At 69.8% G+C, this 19834-nt stretch carries 19 protein-coding genes; 7 read left to right on the forward strand and 12 right to left on the reverse strand.

All coding sequences use genetic code 11. The features are described 5' to 3' along the window. Positions 1–57: 57 nt before the first annotated feature. The 3 genes from ACPL7H_RS02735 to ACPL7H_RS02745 all read right to left on the reverse strand — a co-directional run bounded on the left by ACPL7H_RS02735 (position 58) and on the right by ACPL7H_RS02745 (position 2458). On the reverse strand, positions 58–867 hold the full coding sequence (locus tag ACPL7H_RS02735) for an SDR family NAD(P)-dependent oxidoreductase (RefSeq protein ID WP_424795591.1): 810 nt from the start codon (positions 865–867) through the stop codon (positions 58–60). Between the two features lie 232 nt (positions 868–1099). After that, a complete protein-coding gene (locus tag ACPL7H_RS02740; RefSeq protein ID WP_424795592.1) occupies positions 1100–1471 on the reverse strand; it encodes a TraR/DksA family transcriptional regulator in 372 nt (123 codons plus the stop codon). Positions 1472–1492: 21 nt separating this feature from the next. Next, positions 1493–2458: a phosphotransferase enzyme family protein gene (locus tag ACPL7H_RS02745; RefSeq protein WP_424795593.1), complete on the reverse strand. Its 966-nt coding sequence runs from the start codon at positions 2456–2458 to the stop codon at positions 1493–1495. A gap of 198 nt (positions 2459–2656) precedes the next feature. On the opposite strand from ACPL7H_RS02745, the gene ACPL7H_RS02750 reads away from it, so the two are divergent. Both ACPL7H_RS02750 and ACPL7H_RS02755 read left to right on the forward strand, forming a co-directional pair. Beyond that, complete coding sequence (locus ACPL7H_RS02750; RefSeq protein ID WP_424795594.1) at positions 2657–3019, forward strand: YciI family protein; 363 nt, start codon at positions 2657–2659, stop codon at positions 3017–3019. 7 nt (positions 3020–3026) lie between these two features. Next, entirely contained in the window at positions 3027–4247 is a 1221-nt protein-coding gene (locus ACPL7H_RS02755; RefSeq protein WP_424795595.1) for an RNA polymerase sigma factor, read from the forward strand. 54 nt (positions 4248–4301) lie between these two features. On the opposite strand, the gene ACPL7H_RS02760 is transcribed toward ACPL7H_RS02755, so the two are convergent. Then, positions 4302–5282, reverse strand: a complete 981-nt coding sequence (locus ACPL7H_RS02760) for an aldo/keto reductase (RefSeq protein ID WP_424795596.1) — start codon at positions 5280–5282, stop codon at positions 4302–4304. Between the two features lie 116 nt (positions 5283–5398). Between ACPL7H_RS02760 and ACPL7H_RS02765 the strand changes: the two genes are divergently transcribed. Further along, complete coding sequence (locus tag ACPL7H_RS02765) at positions 5399–5677, forward strand: DUF2277 domain-containing protein (RefSeq protein ID WP_424795597.1); 279 nt, start codon at positions 5399–5401, stop codon at positions 5675–5677. 39 nt (positions 5678–5716) lie between these two features. Here the strand turns inward: ACPL7H_RS02765 and argS are convergent, their stop codons facing one another. Both argS and ACPL7H_RS02775 read right to left on the reverse strand, forming a co-directional pair. Then, entirely contained in the window at positions 5717–7552 is a 1836-nt protein-coding gene (argS, locus tag ACPL7H_RS02770) for an arginine--tRNA ligase (protein WP_424787252.1), read from the reverse strand. A gap of 123 nt (positions 7553–7675) precedes the next feature. Further along, positions 7676–8359, reverse strand: coding sequence for a hypothetical protein (locus ACPL7H_RS02775; RefSeq protein WP_424787251.1), 684 nt, complete (start codon positions 8357–8359; stop codon positions 7676–7678). A 143-nt stretch (positions 8360–8502) separates the two neighbouring features. Between ACPL7H_RS02775 and ACPL7H_RS02780 the strand changes: the two genes are divergently transcribed. Both ACPL7H_RS02780 and ACPL7H_RS02785 read left to right on the forward strand, forming a co-directional pair. Next, positions 8503–9027 (forward strand): peptidylprolyl isomerase, encoded by a 525-nt coding sequence (locus tag ACPL7H_RS02780; RefSeq protein WP_424787250.1) that lies wholly within the window; start codon positions 8503–8505, stop codon positions 9025–9027. A gap of 312 nt (positions 9028–9339) precedes the next feature. After that, on the forward strand, positions 9340–9981 hold the full coding sequence (locus ACPL7H_RS02785; protein WP_424787249.1) for a rhomboid family intramembrane serine protease: 642 nt from the start codon (positions 9340–9342) through the stop codon (positions 9979–9981). 178 nt (positions 9982–10159) lie between these two features. Here ACPL7H_RS02785 and ACPL7H_RS02790 read toward each other — a convergent pair whose 3' ends face one another. Next, on the reverse strand, positions 10160–10405 hold the full coding sequence (locus ACPL7H_RS02790; RefSeq protein ID WP_424787248.1) for a cell division protein CrgA: 246 nt from the start codon (positions 10403–10405) through the stop codon (positions 10160–10162). A gap of 67 nt (positions 10406–10472) precedes the next feature. Between ACPL7H_RS02790 and ACPL7H_RS02795 the strand changes: the two genes are divergently transcribed. Both ACPL7H_RS02795 and ACPL7H_RS02800 read left to right on the forward strand, forming a co-directional pair. Then, the gene (locus tag ACPL7H_RS02795) at positions 10473–11258 is read left to right on the forward strand and encodes a DUF881 domain-containing protein (RefSeq protein WP_424787247.1); all 786 of its coding nucleotides are present in this window, start codon (positions 10473–10475) and stop codon (positions 11256–11258) included. Between the two features lie 64 nt (positions 11259–11322). Next, a complete protein-coding gene (locus ACPL7H_RS02800) occupies positions 11323–11976 on the forward strand; it encodes a glutamine amidotransferase-related protein (RefSeq protein ID WP_424787246.1) in 654 nt (217 codons plus the stop codon). Positions 11977–12052: 76 nt separating this feature from the next. Here ACPL7H_RS02800 and pknB read toward each other — a convergent pair whose 3' ends face one another. The 5 genes from pknB to ACPL7H_RS02825 are packed head-to-tail and all read right to left on the reverse strand — an operon-like array spanning position 12053 to position 19834. Then, positions 12053–14080 carry a Stk1 family PASTA domain-containing Ser/Thr kinase gene (gene pknB / locus ACPL7H_RS02805; RefSeq protein WP_424795598.1) on the reverse strand — a complete coding sequence of 676 codons (2028 nt, stop codon included), beginning with the start codon at positions 14078–14080 and terminating at the stop codon, positions 12053–12055. A 3-nt stretch (positions 14081–14083) separates the two neighbouring features. Next, positions 14084–15553: a serine/threonine-protein kinase gene (locus tag ACPL7H_RS02810; protein ID WP_424795599.1), complete on the reverse strand. Its 1470-nt coding sequence runs from the start codon at positions 15551–15553 to the stop codon at positions 14084–14086. Continuing rightward, positions 15550–17001 carry a peptidoglycan D,D-transpeptidase FtsI family protein gene (locus ACPL7H_RS02815; protein ID WP_424795600.1) on the reverse strand — a complete coding sequence of 484 codons (1452 nt, stop codon included), beginning with the start codon at positions 16999–17001 and terminating at the stop codon, positions 15550–15552. The genes ACPL7H_RS02810 and ACPL7H_RS02815 overlap by 4 nt, the downstream gene beginning before the upstream one ends. Next, positions 16998–18491 (reverse strand): FtsW/RodA/SpoVE family cell cycle protein, encoded by a 1494-nt coding sequence (locus ACPL7H_RS02820; RefSeq protein WP_424795601.1) that lies wholly within the window; start codon positions 18489–18491, stop codon positions 16998–17000. Before ACPL7H_RS02820 ends, ACPL7H_RS02815 begins: the two co-directional genes overlap by 4 nt. Beyond that, on the reverse strand, positions 18491–19834 hold the full coding sequence (locus tag ACPL7H_RS02825) for a PP2C family protein-serine/threonine phosphatase (RefSeq protein ID WP_424795602.1): 1344 nt from the start codon (positions 19832–19834) through the stop codon (positions 18491–18493). The genes ACPL7H_RS02820 and ACPL7H_RS02825 overlap by 1 nt, the downstream gene beginning before the upstream one ends.

A 19834-nucleotide genomic window follows, 5' to 3' on the forward strand; every position in this document is an offset into this window, starting at 1 on the left:
GGAATACACCGGAACATGCGCCCGCTATTCCCACTTACGGGGCGCAACCAGGGGGCTTCAGCGCCCGCGCTCTTCGCTGACGGAGTTCGCTCCGTCAACCGTGAGGAGTTGACCTGTGATGTATGACGCGCCTTCACCGGCGAGGAACGCGATTGCGTACGCTACCTCGTCTGCGGTGCCGGACCTGCCGACGGGGGTGGCCGCGCCCATCTCCCGCTCGTAATCGGAGGCGGATGCAGTGTCGATCCACCCCGGGGCGACCGCGTTCACCGTGATGCCCGCCGCGGCCGCGTCGATCGCCGTCGCGCGCGTCAGTCCGACGACGCCGGCCTTCGCTGCGTGGTAGGCAACGTCGCCGGCGTAGGCAGCGACAGGCCCCGATACCGATGACACGTTGACGATGCGGCCGTAGCCGGCGGCCTGCATCAGGCCCGCCACCGCCCGGGTCATCAGGAACGACGTGGTCAGGTTTCGATCGAGTGAAGCATGCCAGTGGTCGCGAGACAGTCCGTCGATCGAGCCGGAAGCGTACGAGTCGGACACGGAAGTCATCCCGGCGTTGTTGACGAGGATGTCCACGCCCCCGAACGAGTCCCATGCGCACGCGACAACGGCGTCCACACCGGCCTGATCAGTGAGGTCGGCGACCACCCCTTCCGCTCGAATTCCGGCGGCGCGCAACTCTGCGACGCGTTCGAAGATGCGATCCGTTGTTGATGTGATCACCACGCGACATCCGCCGGCGCCGAGAAGGCGGGCTGCCGCGAACCCGATCCCCTGGGCGCTTCCCGCACCGGTGATGATGGCGCCTCGTGATCTTTGCGTGATCATGGTGAACCTTCCGTCTACTTGTTGCCCGGAGACCATTCACCGCGGCCAACATGGTGAACTCCTCGGGATGGTGGGCACACGCTCAGTTCCTCCGGTGGTCGCCGGTCTTGCCGTCTCGTCAGGCTCGCGCAGGTGGTGGCACCTTCGCATCGGTGGAAGCCACCTACGTCTCAGCCGGGCCGTCACTGTGCCGCGGGAGGTGCTCTCCGCACGAGCGGGCCGCGCATGAGCGGAAGGACTGCGGCCGGGTTGGCGAACGTGTTCGAGACTAACGGCGGCGGGAGGCGCAGGTGATGCACGTGCGCACCGCCGGGCGAGCCTGCAGTCGTTCCCTGGCGATGGGTTCATCGCAGTTCTCGCAGCGTCCATAGGTGCCCTCGGCCAGTTTCGCCAACGCGGCATCCACCTCGGCCAGGTGACGGTTGGCGGAGTCGAGCAACGCCGTGGTCTGGGACCGCTCGAACGCGATCGTGGATCCCTCGGGGTCGTGCTCGTCGTCGGTGGCACTGAGCCGGGCACTGTCGACGATCGAGGTGAAATCCCGGGTCAGCGCCGCGATCCGGCGTACCGTCTGCTCCCGGTCGGCGGCCAGGAGATCACCGAAGCCGGCGCGGTCGTCTGGCAGGGCGGCATCGTCCATCAGAAGATTCACTATCCCAGGTCAATGCGGCAACGAGAATCTGGCCGGGTTGATCGTGGCCAGATCCCGCAGGTAGGCGCCCTGGCGCGGATCCGCCCAGGCGTCGTCGTCGTTGTCCTCCAGCACCCAGGTGCCCTCTTCCCAGAACATGTGGTCCAGCGCGGCCGGCCACAGGTCCCGCTCCGCAGGGGTCAGCGTGACGTGCTCGGCGTAGCCGGCGTAGAAGGCCTGCCACTCGGTCTCGGTGAACAGGCGGCCGGGGGCACTCGGGGACTCGTGGTGGAACAACACCACCGCCATCGCCAGATCGAACAGCCGGGGTTCGAGCCCGCCATTGTCCGGATCCACCAGCACCGGCGGGGCATAGATCAGGTTCGCCGCCTTGAAGTCGCTGCTCACACCCGCCCGCGGGAGCGTAGCGTCCGCGCTGCGCAACATCGGGAAGGACTCCTGCCACCACCGGTCAGCGAGTGCGGTGACGGCGCCCAGCGCGTGCTCGCCGGCCCGCGGCCCGAGCATCGCCGGCAGCCGTGTGCCCAGGGTGGCCAGGTCCGCCTCCACCTCCGCCCGCGTGGTCCCGGGCCAGGCGTAGGGTCGGAGCGCCTGGAGGACCGAGGTGTCGAGGGGCGTGGCGTGGATCCGTCCGAGCAGGGAGCCGGCGGCGCGCACATCGCCCAAATCCTGCGCGGCATAGGCGCGGCCCGCGACGAACGGATAGACCACGCACCAGTCGTCCTGTACCTGCGCCGGGTTGGCCAGCGCGAGTTCGACCGGGGTCACCACCGGCACCCCCTCGTGCACCAAGGCACGGGTCCAGCCGGCCATCGCCTCGGCCCGCCGGGCTGAGGGGGCGGTGCGCTTGACGACGACGTCGCGACCATCGGCAGTGCGGGCGCGGTGCACGCATGCCCATGGCGACAGGGAATCGGCGTGAACCTCGACCAGGCCGAAGGTGCGGGCCAGCACGGTGGGTTCAACGGTGCACATCGGCAATCCTCTCGTCGCGCGTGTTCAGCACGACCTAACACTGCCGTGCAGCCGGTTGTCATCTCCGGCGGTCCCGGTGATGATCGGAGAAGGCGGCAACGAGTGCCGGCACCAGCGTCGTGATCGGCCCGGGCCGTTCGTGTCAGTGGTGAGACACCGGTAACCCGGCCGGGGTCTGCGACCTACACGGAGGATCCGATGACAGAGTACAAGCCCTACCTGATCAGCCTGATGCAACCGGACGGCCCCCCGCCCGAGCAGGGAGTCCTCGATGAGGTGATGGCCCGCCTCGGGCAGATCCAGGCCGAGATCACTGACGCGGGAGGCTGGGTGATGACGGCGGCACTGCATCCTGCCGATGTGGCCACGGTGGTGCGCTCCGGCGCCAACGGAGTCGACCTGACCGACGGCCCCTATGTGGAGTCCAAGGAACACGTGGGCGGGTTCTGGGTAGTGCGTGCCCCCGACCTTGACACGGCACTGGGGTGGGCCGAGAAGATCTCGACGGCCACCACCCTGCCCACCGAGGTTCGACCGATCGCGGCCATCTCCGACCTCTGAGGTCGCGATGTCCGTGCCCGGAACCCACGCCGTCGAGCAGACCTTTCGCGAGGAGCACGCTCGCGCGGTCTCGATTCTGACCCGCGTCCTCGGCGATCTCACCCTCGCCGAGGACGCGGTGGCCGAGGCGTTCACCGTCGCGTGCCGGCGGTGGCCCCGTGAAGGTGTGCCGCCCAGCCCGGCGGGCTGGATCATCACCACCGCCCGGCGCAAGGCGGTGGACCAGATGCGTCGGGAGGCCAACCGCGTGCGGAAACACCTCGAGGCCGCCCTGTTGAACGAACCCGAGCCGGCACCATCGCCCGGCGCGGTCAGCGATGACCTGCTCCGGCTGATCTTCACCTGCTGCCACCCCGCGCTGTCCCGGCCCGCCCAGGTTGCGCTCACACTGCGCCTACTGGGCGGCATGCGAACCGCGGAGATAGCCCGGGCGTTCCTGGTCAGCGAATCGGCGATGGCTCGGCGCCTGGTCCGGGCCAAGGCCAAGATCCGTGACGCCGGGATCCCGTATGAGGTGCCGCAGGCAGCCGACCTGGAGCAGCGCTGGGTGGTGGTGCTGGACGTGCTCTACCTGATCTACAACGAGGGTTATGTCGCCACCGAGGGCCCCGGGCTGGGGCGTGACGAGTTGTGTGCGCAGGCGCTGCGCCTGACCCGCATGGTGGTGGACCTGACCCCTGGCGGGCACGAACCGGTGGGACTGCTCGCGCTGTTGTTGTTGCTGCAGTCCCGGCGCACGGCGCGGATCGGTCCCGAGGGAGAGGCGGTGCTGCTGGCTGACCAGGACCGGGCCCGGTGGGACCAGCAGATGGTGTTGGAGGCGCTGGAACTGCTGCGGGCGATTCCCCAGCACGCGCCGGCGGGGCCCTACCGCCTGCAGGCGGCGATCAACGCGGTACACGCCGGCGCCACCAGCATCGCCGACACCGACTGGGCCCAGCTGGTCCTGCTCTACGACGCGCTGCTGCAGGTTCGGCCCTCCCACGTCGTGAGGCTGAACCGGGCGGTAGCGGTCGCGGAGGCCGGCGACCCGGCGGCTGCCTGGCGCGCCCTCCAGGAACTCGACCTGGATGGCTACTCCCCCTACTACGCCGTCTGCGGGTACGTCCTGGCCATGCTCGGCCGGCCGGCGAAGGCGCGGGATTACTACGACGCCGCGATCGTGCGGATCCGCAACGGTGCGGAACGGGCGGCACTGCGCCGCCGCCGTGATGCGCTCGGGCGCTGAGCCGGCAGCGCTCTCACCGCCGCGTGCGCTGGCGTCCTGCCGGCGGTCCCGGCGTCACCAGCGATGGTGCACGTGCGGGCGGACCAGGTCGTCGTAGATGCGCCGCACCCCGGCGAAGTGCTCGTCGGTGAGTGAGGGCATCTGCGCAACCGCCGCGTTCGCCCGGGCCTGGTCGGGGGTGCTGGCCCCCGGGATCACGGTGGAGACCCCGGGCTGGTCCATCACCCAGCGCAGGGCGAACTGGGACAGGGTCATGCCCTCCGGCACCAGTTCGCGTAGGTGGGCCACTGCGGAGAGGCCGACGTCGTAGGGCACCCCGGCGAAGGTCTCACCGATGTCGAAGGCTTCTCCGCGGCGGTTGAAGTTGCGGTGGTCGTCGGCGGCGAAGGTGGTCCGGGCGTCGAAGCGGCCCGAGAGCAACCCGGATGCCAGCGGCACCCGGGCGATGATCCCGACCCCGCGCGTGCGCGCGGTGGGCAGCACCCGTTCCAGGGGCTTGAGGCGCAGGCAGTTCAGGATGATCTGCACCGTCGCCACATTCGGCCGGGCGATCGCGATCAGTGCCTGCTCGGTGGTCTCCACCGACACGCCGTAGGACGCGATCAGCCCTTCCTCGACCAACCCGTCCAGGGCCGAGAAGACGTCGTCATCCTCCAGCACCGCGGTGGGCGGGCAGTGCAGTTGGACCAGGTCGATCCGGTCCACGCCCAGGTTCGAGCGGGAGTCGTTCAACCAGGCGCGGAAGTTCTCCTCGGTGTAGTTCTCCGGGAGTTGATCCACCCGGCGTCCCATCTTGGTGGCCACGAACACCGGAGGATGGTCCCCGGCGAGGTACTCCCCGATGAAGCGCTCGCTACGTCCGGAGCCGTACACGTCGGCGGTGTCGATGAAGGTGACACCTGCATCGGTGGCCGCCCGGACCACCTGGCGGGCGTCGTCGTCGGCCACCGTGCCCCAGGCATCGCCGATCTGCCAGGCGCCGAGCCCGATCATGCTCACGTCGTGTCCGGTACGTCCCAAGGTGGCCGTCTGCATACCTATGACCGTAGCGGCTCGGGCCCACCACGGCGAAACACCGCACACCCCGGTAGGGCAGGAGATCCCCGAGTTCACCCTTCCGCTCGGGCGCCGGGCGGTGGCACCATGGGGGCATGTGCCGCAACATCCGGCCCCTGCACAACTTCGAGCCGCACGCCACCGACGACGAGGTCCGCGCCGCCGCACTGCAGTACGTGCGTAAGGTCGCCGGGATGACCAAGCCCTCCCAGGCCAACGCCGAGGTGTTCGAGCGTGCCGTGGACGAGATCGCCCACGTCACCGAGCATCTGCTCGCTGACCTGGTCACCTCCGCCCCGCCGAAGAACCGCGAGGTGGAGGCCGCCAAGGCCAGGGCGCGCAGCGCGAAGCGGTTCGGCGTCGCCGCCTCCTGACCCACCGAGGTCAGCCGGACGCCGGACCCGCGCCCGGGGCTACATCCGGTCCGGGGCGCTGATGCCCAGCAGGTCCAGCCCGGTGGCGAGGGTGCGGCGGGTCAGGTCCACCAGTACCAGGCGGCGCTGGCGCACCGCACCCTCCGAGGCCAGCACCGGGCAGGCCTCGTAGAAGTCGGTGAACACCCGGGCCAGGTCATACAGATACCCGGCCAGCCGGTGCGGCTCCAGATCGGCGGCGACCTCGGTGAGGGCCTGGCCGAAGGTGTCCAGGCGCAGCACCAGTGCCCGTTCCGCTGGTTCCAGCGCACCGTCCAGCGCCACCTGCGCGGCGTCGGGCACAGCCAGATCGCGCCCGGCGGCCCGCCGCAGGATGGAGGCCAGGCGAGTGTGGGCGTACTGCAGGTAGACCCCGGTGTTGCCGTTGAACGCCGTCATCCGTTCGGCGTCGAACACGTAGTCCTTCACCCGGGAGTTGGACAGGTCGGCGTACTTCACCGCACCGATGCCGGCCTGCTCGGCGATGGTGGCCAGCGCGGCCTCATCGACCTGCTCTCCCTTGGCCTCGGCGCCCTCGCGCACCACCTTGAGGGCGGCTGCGGAGGCGTCATCGAGCAGGTCCACCAGGCGCACCGTCTTGCCCTCCCGGGTACGGAACCGTTTGCCGTCGGGACCCAGCACCGAACCGAACGGGACATGCTCGGCCACCACATCCTGGGTGAGCCAGCCGGCGCGGCGCGCGGCCTCGAAGATGAGCCGGAAGTGCAGGCCCTGCTCGGCGCCGACCACGTACAGGATCCGGTCGGCTCCCAGGTTACGGATCCGGTGCCGGATCGTGGCCAGGTCGGTGGTGTCGTAGCCGTACCCACCGTCGGACTTGCGCACCATGAGCACCGCGGGCCTGTCGTCGGCGCCGGTGACCTCCTCGGACTGCACCACCAGGGCGCCGTCGGATATCTCGGCGATCCCGGCGTCGGCCAGTTCCTGGGCCACGTCGCCGAGCACACCGTTGTAAGAGGATTCGCCGGCCGAATCGGCCGGGGTCAGGCGTACCCCGAGGCGCTCGTAGATCGCGTCGAAGGAGTGCTGGGACTCCTTGACGATCTCCTCCCACACCGTCACGGTGCCCGGGTCCCCGCCCTGCAGGGCGACCACCCTTGCGCGGGAGCGGTCGGCGAAGTCGGGGTCGGCGTCGAAGACGGCCCGGGCCTTCTTGTACAACTGCTCCAGGGCCGATACCGGGGAGGCCTGCGGACCGTCCTGGCCGGGGTCCAGGTCGCTGAGCCGCCAGTTGGCCTCGGGGTGTTCATCGATGTACTGGATCAGCATCCCGAACTGGGTGCCCCAGTCGCCGAGGTGATTCTGCGGCACCACATCGGAGCCCAGGAAGCCCAGCACCCGGGCAAGGGCGTCACCGATGATGGTGGACCGCAGGTGGTGGACCTGCATCTCCTTGGCGATGTTGGGTGCGGAGTAGTCGATCACGGTGCGCCGGCCGGTCTCGGTTGCCGGTACGCCGAGCCGGTCGTCGCCCGCTCGGGCGCGCACCTGCTCCCACAGCGCCTCATCGGAAAGGCGCAGGTTCAGGAAACCCGGGCCGGAGATCTCCACCTGCTCGATCAGTTCCGGCGCCGACAGCGCCTCGACCACCGCGGCGGCCACATCCCGAGGCCGGGCGCCCACCTTCTTCGCCAGCGCGAGCGCGGCATTGGCCTGCAGGTCGGCGTGGTCGCTGGGCCGGACCACCGGGTCGGCGCCGGCCTGATCGGGGTAGGCGGCCGTGATCGCGGCGCCGAGTGCATCGGTCAGGCGGGTGGTCAGGGCCGGAACTCCGGCGGGGCTGGCGGTGCTGGGAGCAGTCTGTGAGATGGGCACCGCCCCATTGTTCCATCACGGGCCGCTACCGGATCGATGCGGGTGATCACCGGCACACAAGAAGGCCCCGCCGCCACCCAGGGGGTGGCGGCGGGGCCCGGGACGGCCCGGCTTACGCCGTCGTCAGTCCTTCTTCTCGTCCGCGCTGTCCTTGATGTCCTTGGTGACGTCCTCGACCTTCTGGGAGGCCTCCTTGGCAGCATCGGCCGCAGTGTCACGCAGGTCCTCGGTCTTCTCGGCGGCTGCGGCGGCCACGTTCGGCTTCTCGGCGACCGGCGCGACGGCGTCGTCCCAGTACTCCTCGGCCCACGGGTCGTCGACCGGCTGGGTGCGGCGCCAGATGAGCACCCCGGCACCGGCCACGGCGCTACCCACCAGAACCCAGCCCAGCGTCTTGCCCCACTTGGACCCGCCCTTGGCGGCCTTCTCCTGTTCCTTCAGCGCCTTCTCGGCCTTCCCCACGGCCTTGTGCACCCGGGACTGCGCGCCGTCGGCCCCGGCCTTGGCCGCGGCTGCCGCGTCCTCCAGGGCAGCGATCACCTTGGGCAGGACGTCGTCGACGAGTTTGTCGTGCGCCACGTCCACCGCGCCCTGGGTCCGGCCGGCTGCACTGGCGAGCTTGGGGGCGGTGGCGGTGACGCCGGCCTTCCAGGCCTTCTCCACCCGTGGACCGGCCCAGTCGATCGCAGCCTCGACCTTCGGTGTGGCCCAGTCCTTGCCCTGATCAGCGAACTCGCGCGCGGCCTTTCCGGCATCCTCGGACCGGCTGCGAAGTTCCTTCTCGAGCTTCTTCGTCTTTCGCGACATGTGCTCCCCAGTTCCTTTCCCGCGCGGCGCGCGAGTTTCTGGTCGTGTCGTACCTGTGCTACTGGTCCTAGTGTGGCACTCGCGGCGGAGTTGTGCACACGAGCCTGAATTCTCTCTTCGGCGATCAATGCGAAGATAAGGGCATGGAAGCCATTCTGCACACCACGGCCGGCGACATCACCGTCGAACTACTGCCGAACCACGCCCCCAAGACCGTCAAGAACTTCACCGGACTGGCTACCGGTGAGCGCACCTGGCGCCACCCCGCCACCGGCGCGGAGAGCAACGAGCCGTTGTACAACGACACCATCTTTCACCGGGTGATTCCTGATTTCATGATTCAGGCAGGCGACCCCCTGGGTGATGGCACCGGCGGTCCCGGTTACCAGTTCGATGACGAGATCCACCCCGAACTCAGTTTCAACGAGCCCTACGTGCTGGCGATGGCCAATGCCGGAGTCCAGATGGGCAGGGGCACCAACGGCTCGCAGTTCTTCATCACCACCGTGCCCACCCCGTGGCTGCAGGGCAAGCACTCGATCTTCGGTCGCGTGACCGATGCCGGCTCCCGCGTCGTGGTGGACGCCATCGGGAAGGTCTCCACCGACCCCCGCAACGACCGCCCGGTCCAGGACGTGGTGCTCAACAGCATCGAGATCATCGACTGACGTATGACCGCTTATCCACCCGCGCCACCGCCAGGGTCAGGCCCGGGTTCCCCGGGTTCCCCGGGCGTTCCGGGTTCGGGCGGTGGCCGTGGGGGGTTCGATGGGCCCGGCTCGGGGTCTTCGGGTGAACCCGGGGTAGCCCCGGTCTGCCCGCGCCACCCCGACCGCGTCAGTTACGTCACCTGCCAGCGGTGCGGGCGCCCGGCCTGCCCCGAGTGCCAGCGGCCCGCTCCGGTGGGCGTGCACTGCGTGGACTGTGCCGCGGCCGCCGAGCGATCCGCGCCGGCCGAACGGACCCGGCTCGGGGGGCGGATGCGCACCCGCCCGTACGTGACGCTGACCATGATCGGGCTGTGCGTCGCGCTGTTCCTGCTGGACTTCGCCGACGGCGGGGCCGCCCGCCGGGAGCTGATCTTCTCCCCGCTGGCGGGTTCGGTCGAGCCGTGGCGGATGCTGACCACCGCGTTCCTGCACGCCGGGGTGCTGCACCTGGCGGTGAACATGTACGCGCTATGGATCACCGGGCCGTTCCTGGAGAGGTTCCTGGGGACCTGGCGGTTCCTGGCGCTGTATCTGCTCGCCGCGTTCGGGGGCAGCGTGGCGGTACTGGTGCTGACCCCCTACGACCTCTGGCGGGTGGGAACCGTCGGCGCCTCCGGGGCGGTGTTCGGCCTGTTCGCCGCCGCTGCCCTGTTGCTGCGCCGGGTTGGTGGTGACTACCGCCAGATCCTGCTGGTGATCGGGATCAACGTGGTGATCTCCTTCACCATTCCGAACATCTCCTGGCAGGCGCACATGGGCGGGATGATCGTGGGCGGGCTGATCACCGTGCTGTACCTGTACCTGCCGAAGAAGTGGCGCACCACCGGTGCGGTCCTCGGTGCCGCCGCGATTGCGGCGGCGCTCATCGGGATCACCGTGCTCGCCTACGCTCTCGCGGGCCTGTGGCTCTGACCTGCGAAGTCACATGGATGTTATTTATCCACACCTGTGTGCACACCTGTGAATAACACGAGTGTGATTATCCCCAGGTGTGTGCACACCTGGGGATGTGCGCCGCCGGTGCACGAGCGTTACGCCGGCTCAGGAGCGTTGGGGCCGCGCACGACCGGGGCAGCGAGCGAGCCCGCCCTCAGCGCCACCGCATGGTCATCAGGAATCCGACCATCATCACCGCGAAACCCGCGGCCAGGTTCCACGAGCCGATGCCGGGGACGGGGAACCTGGAGTCGCTCAGGTAGGTGACCACCACCCAGATCAGGCCGATCACCATCAGGGCCACCATCGTCGGGGCCCACCAGGACGCACTCTTCTTCGGCCCTGCCGGTGGTGGTGGCGGGGTGTAGGCCGGCTTCTTCCGGGGTTTGGACTCGGGCATGCCCACGGCTCCTGTCGGTGGTCGGGTCTAGGGCAATCCTAAAGGCTGGGCCACCTAGACTGATCCCATGGCGAAGAACAGGCGCAAGGCGCGACTGCGCTCGGTGCGCGCCTCGTTGGCCCTGGGGGCCGTCGGGGTGCTGGCCGGCATGCTGTTCGCCACCAACGCAGGCCTGTTCGCCCAGGCCGCCGGCCGCCAGCCCCAGGATCTGCGCGACCTGGTCCGCGATGAGAGCATCCGCATGCAGGAGGTGGCCGAGGAGGTCAGCGATCTGCGCAGCGAGGTCGAGGAACTGATCAGCCTGCAGGAGGCCAGCAACCCCGACGCCACCCGCCGCCCCGAGGTGGAGATGGCCGCCGGCCGGATCGATCTGCAGGGCCCGGGCGTCCAGGTGGAACTGTGGGACGCGCCCTACAACGAGGTGCCCGAGGGCTTCGCACCCGATGATCTGGTGGTGCACCAGCAGGACATCGAGGGGGTTCTGAACGGTTTGCGAGCCGGTGGTGCCGAGGCGATCGCGGTCCAGGGCCACCGGGTCACGGCCACCACCTCGATCCGGTGCGTGGGCAATGTGATGCTGCTGGACGGTAACACCTACTCCCCGCCATACGTGATCACCGCAATCGGCGACGGCGAGGAACTGCGCGACTCGGTGCTGGCCCAGCACTCGGTGCAGGTCTACCTGGAGTATGTCGACGCGATCCGGCTGGGTTGGTCGCTGGAACTGGAAGAGACCGTGGAGATCCCCGGCTTCGAGGGGAACCTGACCCTGGAGTACGCCCAGGTGCCCGGTCATGAGCCCTATGTCCCCGAGGACTCGAAGCCGTTGTTCCCGGTTCCGGAGCCGGAGTGAGCAAGTCGGGTCAGATGTCCGCGCAGCGGTGGGCGATCAACGAACAAACTGTGGGAGATCTCGGATGAGCCGGATCCTGGTGGTAGACAACTATGACTCCTTCGTCTACACGATCGTGGGGTACATGCAGGAACTCGGTGCGCAGACCACCGTGTTGCGCAACGACGTTCCCGAGTTCACTGATCCACGCACGGTGCGCGGCTACGACGGCGTGCTGGTCTCTCCGGGCCCCGGTGCCCCGGCCGGTGCGGGTGCCTCGCTGGCGGTGATCGAGGCGTGTGCCCAGGCCGGTGTGCCGATGCTCGGGGTGTGCCTGGGCCACCAGGCACTGGCCGAGCTCTATGGCGGAACGGTGGCCCACTCTCCGGAACTGATGCACGGCAAGACCTCCTCGGTGGTGCACGCAGGCACCGACGTGTACGCCGGCCTGGCCAGCCCCTTCACCGCCACCCGCTACCACTCCCTGGCCGTGCTCACCGGCACGGTCCCGGAGGAGCTGACGGTCACCGCCACCACCGAGAACGGCATCATCATGGGCCTGGCGCACCGGGAGCTGCCGCTGCACGGGGTGCAGTTCCACCCCGAGTCGGTTCTGACCGAGGGCGGGCACCGGTTGCTGGCGAACTGGCTCGCGATCACCGGCGACGAGGGCGCGGTGGGGCGTAGTCATGGCCTGGCACCGCTGGTCCTGGATGCGCCGGAGCCGGCGACGGCCTAGCCCGGCTGCTCGGGAGTCCGCGGCCAGCGGGGTACGGACCGGCCGGGTCGTTCATCTGCTCGGTTGAGGGTCCGAGTCAGCCGCCCTCGCCGCCGCCCTCGCCGTTGCCCTCGTTGCCGTTGCCCTCGTTGCCGTTGCCCTCGTTGCCGTTGCCGTCGTTGCCGTTGCCGTCCTCCGGTCCGGAGGAGATCTGCACGACCACCGTCTCACCACGCCCGATCTGGGTTCCGGTGTCCGGATCCCAGGAGATGACGCTCCCCTCGGGGATGTCGTCGTGCGGTTGGCTTTCGAACTCCGCTTCCAAGCCGGCCTCGTCGAGCGCCTCCTCCGCCTCCTCCTCGGTCATCCCGTCCAGATCCGGGACCGCCACGGTCGGGTCCGGTGGCGCCTCCACCGAGACGTAGACCACCACGGTGGTGTTCTGCGGGACGGTGCCCGAGCGGTCCTGGCTGAGGATGATCCCGGGCGGGCCGTCGTCCTCCTGCTCGTGCTCCCGGTAACTGAGGTTCAGTTCCTCGATGTGTTCCCGGAATGCCTCGATGGACTCGCCGGTCATGTCCTCCAGGTCCACGTTGCCGGTACCCAGGATCAGGGTGATCTCGGTGTCGAGGCCCACGGTGTCCCCGGAGGGCGGGTCGGTCCCGATCGCGATGTCCTCGGCCACCCGCGGTTCGTTGCGGGTCTCGGTGCGGATGTTCTCGAAACCTTCCCCCTCCAACATGTCGCGGGCCCTGGACTGGGTCAGCCCGGAGACGTCCGGGATCTCCCCGCTGTCCGGGCCGGAGGACATCAGCACCTCGACGACCGTCTCGCCCTCGGGCATCTCCTCGCCGGTGTCGGGGCTCCAGGAGATCGTGATCCCTTCGGGGATCTCATCGTGGGACTCGTACTCGAAGTTCGGCTGCAGTGGCGGCTCGACCTCGGCCAGCGCGGCCCGCACCTCCTGCTCATCCATCCCTTCCAGGTCCGGGACGACGGCGGCCGGTGGCGCTGGTTCCTCCTGGTTGGCCCGATCCCAGATCAGGTACCCGATCCCGGCAGCGGCCAGGAGTGCCACGATCACCAGGATCCAGACCAGCGCCTTGTTGGAGCGGGGTTCGTCCTCCTCGGCACCATCCATCTGGTCCAGGGGACCTGCTTCCTCCTGGACGGCGCCGGCTCCCGCGGCACCTGGGCCGGTGAGCACCTGGGTCGGCACTGCGGCCGGGGCAGCCATCGCCCCGATCGCCGGGGCGGTGACCGCCTCGTCGCGGGCGGCGGCCTCCAGGTCGGACCGGAACTCCGCGGCGGTGGAGTAGCGGGTATCCCGATCCTTGGCCAGGGCCTTGATCACGATCCGGTCCAGTGCCTCCGGTACGTCCGGGGCCACGACCGAGGGTGGCTGGGGGGCTTCGCTGACGTGCTGGTAGGCCACCGCGACCGCCGAGTCGCCCTCGAACGGTGGTTTGCCGGTGAGCAGTTCGTACAACAGGCACCCGGTGGAGTACAGGTCCGAGCGGGTATCGACCACCTCGCCACGGGCCTGTTCGGGGGAGAGGTACTGGGCGGTACCGATCACCGCCTGGGTCTGGGTCATGCTCGAGGAGGAATCGGCCATCGCGCGGGCGATCCCGAAGTCCATCACCTTCACCGCCCCGGTTGGGGTGAGCATCACGTTCGCCGGCTTGATGTCCCGGTGCACGATGGAGGCGTGGTGGGAGTACTCCAGGGCGGTCAGCACCCCCATGGTGATCTCGATCGCCTCCTCGATCGGCAACGCCGAGCCGTCCCGCAGCAGGTCCCGCACGGTGTGACCCTCGACGTACTCCATCACGATGAACGGCACTTGCACCTCGGCGTCGTCGCCGCTGCGCACGGCTTGCTCGCCGGTGTCGTACACCGACACGATCGCCGGGTGGTTCAGCGACGCCGCGGACTGTGCCTCGCGGCGGAACCGGGCCTGGAAGGAGGGGTCGCGGGCCAGGTCCGCACGCAGGATCTTGACCGCCACAGTGCGCCCGAGGCGGTTGTCACGCCCGATATGCACCTCGGCCATGCCGCCACGCCCGATGAGCTCACCCACCTCATAGCGGCCGGCGAGCACGCGCGGTACGTCGTCTACCACTGACTATTCCTTCGCTCTGGGGACTCTGGTGGCTATCACAAGGGCACTCACGAGCGGCGCAGCCACAACCGCTACCGCGCTCGACCCGCCCAGCCTACCCAGCGGCAGGCCCAGGGCCGTGACGGTTACCGTGGCGATCGACAGGCCCAGCGCCAGCATCAGTGGCTGGGCGTGACCAGCCGATCCCGGACGGCGACGCCGCGGGGGCGTGGTGCGCTCACCGCGTTCGGCGGCCCGGCGCAGCGCCCGGCGGGTCTTCGCCAGCCGGGCCGAACGGGGCTGCGGGGCGCGTGCGGCCTTCGGGGTCGGGGAGGTGGCCGGCGGCGGCCCGGCCGGCGCGGCGGCGACCGGGTCAGCGTCCGGCCCACCGGCATCCAGCGGGAGCCAGCGGGGCGAGGGGCCGTGGTCGTGCTGCTCGCTGTGGCCGTCGGGGTGCAGGTCCTCGGGGCCGAACTCCGCGTGCGCCGGGCTGCCCAGATGCCGGGGCCGTCGGGCCGAGACCCGTTCCGGTGACCTCGTGGCCGCCGCGGCGGCGGAGTCGGACGGAACAGCGGTTCCGGCCCTCCCGGGCGCCGTGTCGGAGGCTCCGGCCGCGCCGGCGGTCCGGATTGCCTCCCCCAGGGAGGGGGTATCGGGAGGTTCGACGTCCACGTGCAGCAAGCGGGCCAGTTCTTCCAGGGACCGCGCCAGCGAGGCGGCACTGCGGGGCCGCTGCTCTGGATCCTTGGCCAGCATCTGCTCCACCACCGCGCGGACCCGGGCATCGATGCTCTCCGGCAACGCCGGCACCGGCTTGTTCACGTGCGCGAAGGCGATGTCCACCTGGGTCCTGCCGGTGAAGGGCCGCCTACCCACGAGTACCTCGTAGGCGACCACACCGAGGCCGTAGATGTCCCCGGCAGCGGTGGCCGGACGACCCATCGCCTGCTCGGGGGGCAGGTATTGCGCGGTGCCCATCACCATCCCGGCGGCGGTCATCGGAGCCTGGTTGGATCCCAGGGAGATCCCGAAGTCGGTGAGTTTGACGTAACCGTCCGGCGTGAGCAGCAGGTTCGCCGGTTTGATATCACGGTGCACCACGCCGGCGCGGTGGGCGGCGTGCAGACCCCGGGCGGTCTGGGCCAGGATCGGCAGGACCTGATCCGGGGTCAGGGTGCCCTCCCGGGCCAGCAACTCCGACAACGGCTCACCGGGCACGTACTCCATGATCAGGTAGCCCGAGCCGTCGGCCTCGCCGTAGTCGTACATCGCGGCGATGTTCTGGTGGCTCAACCCCGCCGCGTTGCGGGCCTCGGCGCGCAACCGGTCCAGGAACAGTGACTCCCCGACGAACTCACCGCGCAGCACCTTCGCCGCCACGTTGCGGTGCAGGTGGTCGTCCCAGGCGATCCACACCTCGCCCATGCCGCCGATGGCGATCCGCTCGCGCAGGTCGTACCGGTCGCCCAGACGCAGCCCCTTGGCCGGGATCATTGCTCCACCACCGCCTGGATCACGGCACGGGCGATCGGGCCGGCCGAGCGCCCGCCGTAGGCCTCATCACCGTCCGCGCCACCGTGCTCGATCACGACGGCTACCGCCACCTGCGGATCCTGCGCCGGGGCGAACGCGGTGAACCAGGCGTGCTGGGGCGCGTCCGTACCGGACTCGGCGGTGCCGGTCTTACCGGCCACCGCCACATTCGGGATCTGCGCGGGGGTACCGGTGCCGGACTCGACGACGGCGAGCATCATCTGCCGTAGGTCGGCGGCGGTGGAGGCCGAGATGGGCCGGGAGAACTCCTCCGGTTCGGTGCTCGAGGTCACCTGCAGGTTCGGGCCCCGTTCGGTGCCGATCAGGTGCGGGGTCATCAGCACGCCGTCGTTCGCGATCGCCGCGGAGACCATCGCCATCTGCAGCGGACTGACCCGCACGTCGTACTGGCCGATCGCGCTCATCGCGAGCTGGGCCTGGTCCATTCCACCGGGGAACCGCGACGGTGTCACGCCCATGGGGATATCCAGGTCCCGGCCGAACCCGAACGCCTCGGCCTGCTCGGCCAGCGCGTCCTCACCGAACTCCATCGCCAGCGCCGAGAACGGGGTGTTGCAACTCTGCTGCAGGGCGTAGGTGAGGGTGACGGTGTCCTCGGCGGTGCACGGCCCACCGCCGGGGTTGCGGATCACGTGGGAGGTCTGCGGCAGTTCCAGTTCCGCCGGGGCCGGGACCTGGCTGTCCGGGTCGTACTCCCCCGACTCCAGCAACATCGCGGCATCGACCAGTTTGAACACCGACCCGGGGGCGTACAGGCCACCGCCGATGGCCCGGTTGATCAGTGGGTTCGCCTCATCGGCGACCAGTTCGTTGTAGGTCTCGTTCACCTGCGCAGAGGAGTGCACGGCCAGGTCGTTCGGGTCGAAACTGGGCGTGGAGACCATCGCCAGGATCGCCCCGGTTCGCGGGTCCAGGGCCACCACCGCGCCCTGCTGGTCGCCCAGGGCGTCGCGCGCGGCCTCCTGCGCGGCGGGATCCAGGGTGAGCTCCACCGAACCGCCCTGCTGCTGGCTCCCGGTGAACAGGGACCTGATCCGGGACCAGAGCAGGGAGTCGTCGGTGCCCGACAGCACCGAGGAGGACGCCCGTTCGATCCCGGTCATCTGGAACATCGAGAAGTAGCCGGTGGCGTGGGCGTACAGCGGCCCGTCGGAGTAGACGCGTTGGAACCCGAAGGGGGTGTCCACCGGGGTGGAGTGGGCCACCTCGTTGCCGGCCACCACGATCGGGCCGCGGTCGCGCCCGTAGTCCCGGTACACGGTGCGCACGTTGCGCGGGTCGTCGTTGAGGTCACCGGCCTGGCCGTACTGCACCCAGGTGGCCCCGCCCATCAGGGCCAGGAACATCACCAGGACCACCACCGAGAGGCGTCGCAGCGGGGTGTTCATGGTCGCTGCACCACCTCGGTGGGGTGATCATCGCCGTCGTCGGCGCCATCGCCGGGGCCGCGTGCGCCCGTTCCGCGGGGCGCACCCGCTGTGCGATCAGGGCCCGCGGCCCCGGCGCTGTCCGGCATCATCGACAGCACCGTCTCGTCGGAGACCTCACGGTCCACCGCGGCCGGGCGGCGTGCGCCGTCGGAGATACGCAGCAGCAGGCCCAGCACGATCCAGTTGGCGATCATCGCCGACCCCCCGGCGGCCAGGAACGGCATGGTCAGGCCGGTCAGCGGGATCAGCCGGGTCACCCCGCCCACCACCACGAAGCACTGGAAGGCGATCGCGAACCCGAGACCGGAGGCGAGCAGTTTGCCGAACCCGTCGCGCACCCCGATCGAGGTGCGCAACGCCCGCTGCACCAGGACCAGGTAGCACAGCAGGATCGCCAGCAATCCGGTCAGACCCAGCTCCTCACCGAGGCTGGCGATGATGAAGTCGGAGTTGGAGTAGGGCACCAGATCCGGGTAGCCCTCTCCCCAGCCGGTGCCCATCAGCCCGCCCGAGGCGAGCCCGAACAGGCCCTGCACCACCTGCCCCGAGCCACCCGGATGCCGGTTGTACACCGCCGGGTCCAGGGCGTTCAGCCACACATCGAACCGGGCCGCCACGTGCCCGAAGGTATTGACCGCCACGAGAACCCCGACCGCGAACATGCCCAGGCCGATCACGATCCAGCTGAACCGGTCGGTGGCCACGTACAGCATCGCCACGAACAGCCCGAAGAACAGCAACGAGGTGCCCAGGTCCCGCTGGAACACCAGGACCGCCACGCTGGCCACCCAGGCCAGCAGGATCGGTCCCATGTCCCCCACCCGGGGCAGTTGCAGGCCCAGGATCTTCGGGCCGGCGAGGGTCAGTACGTCCCGGTGGGCCACCAGGTAGCCGGCGAAGAAGATCGCCAGGGTGATCTTGGCGATCTCGGCGGGCTGGAAGGAGAAGCCGGCGATGCGGATCCACAGCTGGGCCCCGTTGATCTCCTGGCCCAGCCCCGGGATCATCGGCAGCAGCAGGAGCAGCAGGCTGACCACCAGCGAGGTGTAGGTGAACCGGCGAAGTTGCCGGTGGTCGCGCAGGGCGATGACGATGGTGACCGCCAACGCGGCCCCCAGCGCGGTCCAGATGAGTTGACGCGGGCCGGCGGCGTCCCCGGTGGCGTAGTCGATCCGGTAGATCATCGCCAGGCCCACCCCGTTCAGGCCCAGGGCCAGGGGCAGCAGCACCGGGTCGGCGTAGGGGGCCCGCCAGCGCAGCACCAGGTGGGCCACCAACGCGATACCGGCCAGGGTGGCCGCCATCGGGAGCAGTTCCGAGGGCACCGTGCCCTCGATGTTCACACCGACCAGCAGGTAGCCGCTCACGCCCAGGGCGACGGCCAGCAGCAACAGCCCGGCCTCGGACCAGCGGCCGGTGCTGATCGGCTGGGGTGTGACGGTAGCCATCAGGGACCGCTCGCTTCGAGTTCCTCGGGAGCGGCGTCCTCATCGTCCTCGGGGTCCTCGGTGGTGTCGTCGGAACCGCCCTCGTCACCGGGGCCGGTCTCCCCGTTGCCGGGATCTGCGCCGTCCTCGTCGTCCTCATCGGGATCGGCCGGTCTGGCCTGGGTACGCAGGTCGGCCACGATCGCCTCGGCCGCGGGCAGTGAGTTGGTGGCCATGGTCCGCTCCACCCGGTTGCGCACGAAACCGGGCAGATCGGCCAGGGCGATGTCGGTGTTCTCATGCACCGAGGACAACTGCAGCGGCCCGATGCGCTGGGGAATGCCCTGGTAGATGGCCACGTGGTGGTTGTTCGGTCCCACGTAGTACTGGGTCTGGGTCCAGCGGTACCCCAGGGTGCCGAGCCCGGCCAGCAGCCCGAGGACGACGACGGCGGCGATCGCCCAGGTGAGGACGCGCCGACGGCGACGCACGGGCCGGGCGGAGGCGTCGTCGTCGGTCCCGACCGGCCGGGTCAGTGCGGCGGCCCGGCTGGAAGCGCCGCCCCCGCCCCGGGTGGGCCGGGCCCGGTCGGTGGCCGCGGCCCCGACCACCTGGGGGGAGGTGTCGGGCAGGTCCTTGGTCTCGACCACATCCGCGATCACCACGGTGATGTTGTCCGAGCCGCCGGCGCGCAGGGCCAGGTTCACCAGCTCGTCGGCGCAGGCGTCCAGGTCCGCGGTCTCGATCAGGATGTGCTCGATGGTCTCGGCCGAGACCATCCCGGACAGCCCGTCGGAGCACAGCAACCAGCGGTCCCCGGCGCGGGCCTCCCGGATCGACTCATCCACCACCGGCGCGGCCTCACCATCGCCCAGCACCCGCAGCAGCGCCGAACGCTGGGGGTGCGCCTCGGCCTCGGCCTCGGTCAACTCGCCGGTGTCGATCAGGTGCTGCACGTAGGTGTGGTCGGTGGTGACCTGGGTCAGGTGCTCATCACGCAACAGGTAGGCGCGTGAGTCCCCGATGTGCACCATCCCCAGACGGGTCCCGGAGCGCAGCAACGCAATCACCGTGGTGCCCAGGCCCTGCAGGTCGGCCTGCTCGGCAGAGTAGGCGACCAGGTCCCGGTGCGCGTTGCCCAGGGCGGTGCGCAACCGGTCCAGCAGGTCCTCGCTGCGGTGGGACTCCCCGTCCAGGGGGGCCAGATGGGCGACCGCCACCGAGGAGGCGATGTCACCGCCCGCGGCCCCACCCATCCCATCGGCGAGGACCAACAGGTCCGGGCCGGCATAGCCGGAGTCCTGATTGACGTCGCGCACCAGGCCCACATCGGAGCGGGCCACGTAGCGAAGCGAAACCGTCAT

The sequence above is a fragment of the Pseudactinotalea sp. Z1732 genome, from assembly GCF_049724975.1.
Taxonomy (GTDB): Bacteria; Actinomycetota; Actinomycetes; order Actinomycetales; family Beutenbergiaceae; genus CALKWS01.

What these genes read in the sequence shown, in the direction of transcription:
- ACPL7H_RS02735 (WP_424795591.1), bottom strand. Translation starts at nt 867, where the DNA reads ATGGTCTCCGGGCAACAAGTAGACGGAAGGTTCACCATGATCACGCAA.
- ACPL7H_RS02740 (WP_424795592.1), bottom strand. Translation starts at nt 1,471, where the DNA reads ATGGACGATGCCGCCCTGCCAGACGACCGCGCCGGCTTCGGTGATCTC.
- ACPL7H_RS02745 (WP_424795593.1), bottom strand. Translation starts at nt 2,458, where the DNA reads ATGTGCACCGTTGAACCCACCGTGCTGGCCCGCACCTTCGGCCTGGTC.
- ACPL7H_RS02750 (WP_424795594.1), top strand. Translation starts at nt 2,657, where the DNA reads ATGACAGAGTACAAGCCCTACCTGATCAGCCTGATGCAACCGGACGGC.
- ACPL7H_RS02755 (WP_424795595.1), top strand. Translation starts at nt 3,027, where the DNA reads ATGTCCGTGCCCGGAACCCACGCCGTCGAGCAGACCTTTCGCGAGGAG.
- ACPL7H_RS02760 (WP_424795596.1), bottom strand. Translation starts at nt 5,282, where the DNA reads ATGCAGACGGCCACCTTGGGACGTACCGGACACGACGTGAGCATGATC.
- ACPL7H_RS02765 (WP_424795597.1), top strand. Translation starts at nt 5,399, where the DNA reads ATGTGCCGCAACATCCGGCCCCTGCACAACTTCGAGCCGCACGCCACC.
- ACPL7H_RS02775 (WP_424787251.1), bottom strand. Translation starts at nt 8,359, where the DNA reads ATGTCGCGAAAGACGAAGAAGCTCGAGAAGGAACTTCGCAGCCGGTCC.
- ACPL7H_RS02780 (WP_424787250.1), top strand. Translation starts at nt 8,503, where the DNA reads ATGGAAGCCATTCTGCACACCACGGCCGGCGACATCACCGTCGAACTA.
- ACPL7H_RS02785 (WP_424787249.1), top strand. Translation starts at nt 9,340, where the DNA reads ATGCGCACCCGCCCGTACGTGACGCTGACCATGATCGGGCTGTGCGTC.
- ACPL7H_RS02790 (WP_424787248.1), bottom strand. Translation starts at nt 10,405, where the DNA reads ATGCCCGAGTCCAAACCCCGGAAGAAGCCGGCCTACACCCCGCCACCA.
- ACPL7H_RS02795 (WP_424787247.1), top strand. Translation starts at nt 10,473, where the DNA reads ATGGCGAAGAACAGGCGCAAGGCGCGACTGCGCTCGGTGCGCGCCTCG.
- ACPL7H_RS02800 (WP_424787246.1), top strand. Translation starts at nt 11,323, where the DNA reads ATGAGCCGGATCCTGGTGGTAGACAACTATGACTCCTTCGTCTACACG.
- ACPL7H_RS02810 (WP_424795599.1), bottom strand. Translation starts at nt 15,553, where the DNA reads ATGATCCCGGCCAAGGGGCTGCGTCTGGGCGACCGGTACGACCTGCGC.
- ACPL7H_RS02815 (WP_424795600.1), bottom strand. Translation starts at nt 17,001, where the DNA reads ATGAACACCCCGCTGCGACGCCTCTCGGTGGTGGTCCTGGTGATGTTC.
- ACPL7H_RS02820 (WP_424795601.1), bottom strand. Translation starts at nt 18,491, where the DNA reads ATGGCTACCGTCACACCCCAGCCGATCAGCACCGGCCGCTGGTCCGAG.
- ACPL7H_RS02825 (WP_424795602.1), bottom strand. Translation starts at nt 19,834, where the DNA reads ATGACGGTTTCGCTTCGCTACGTGGCCCGCTCCGATGTGGGCCTGGTG.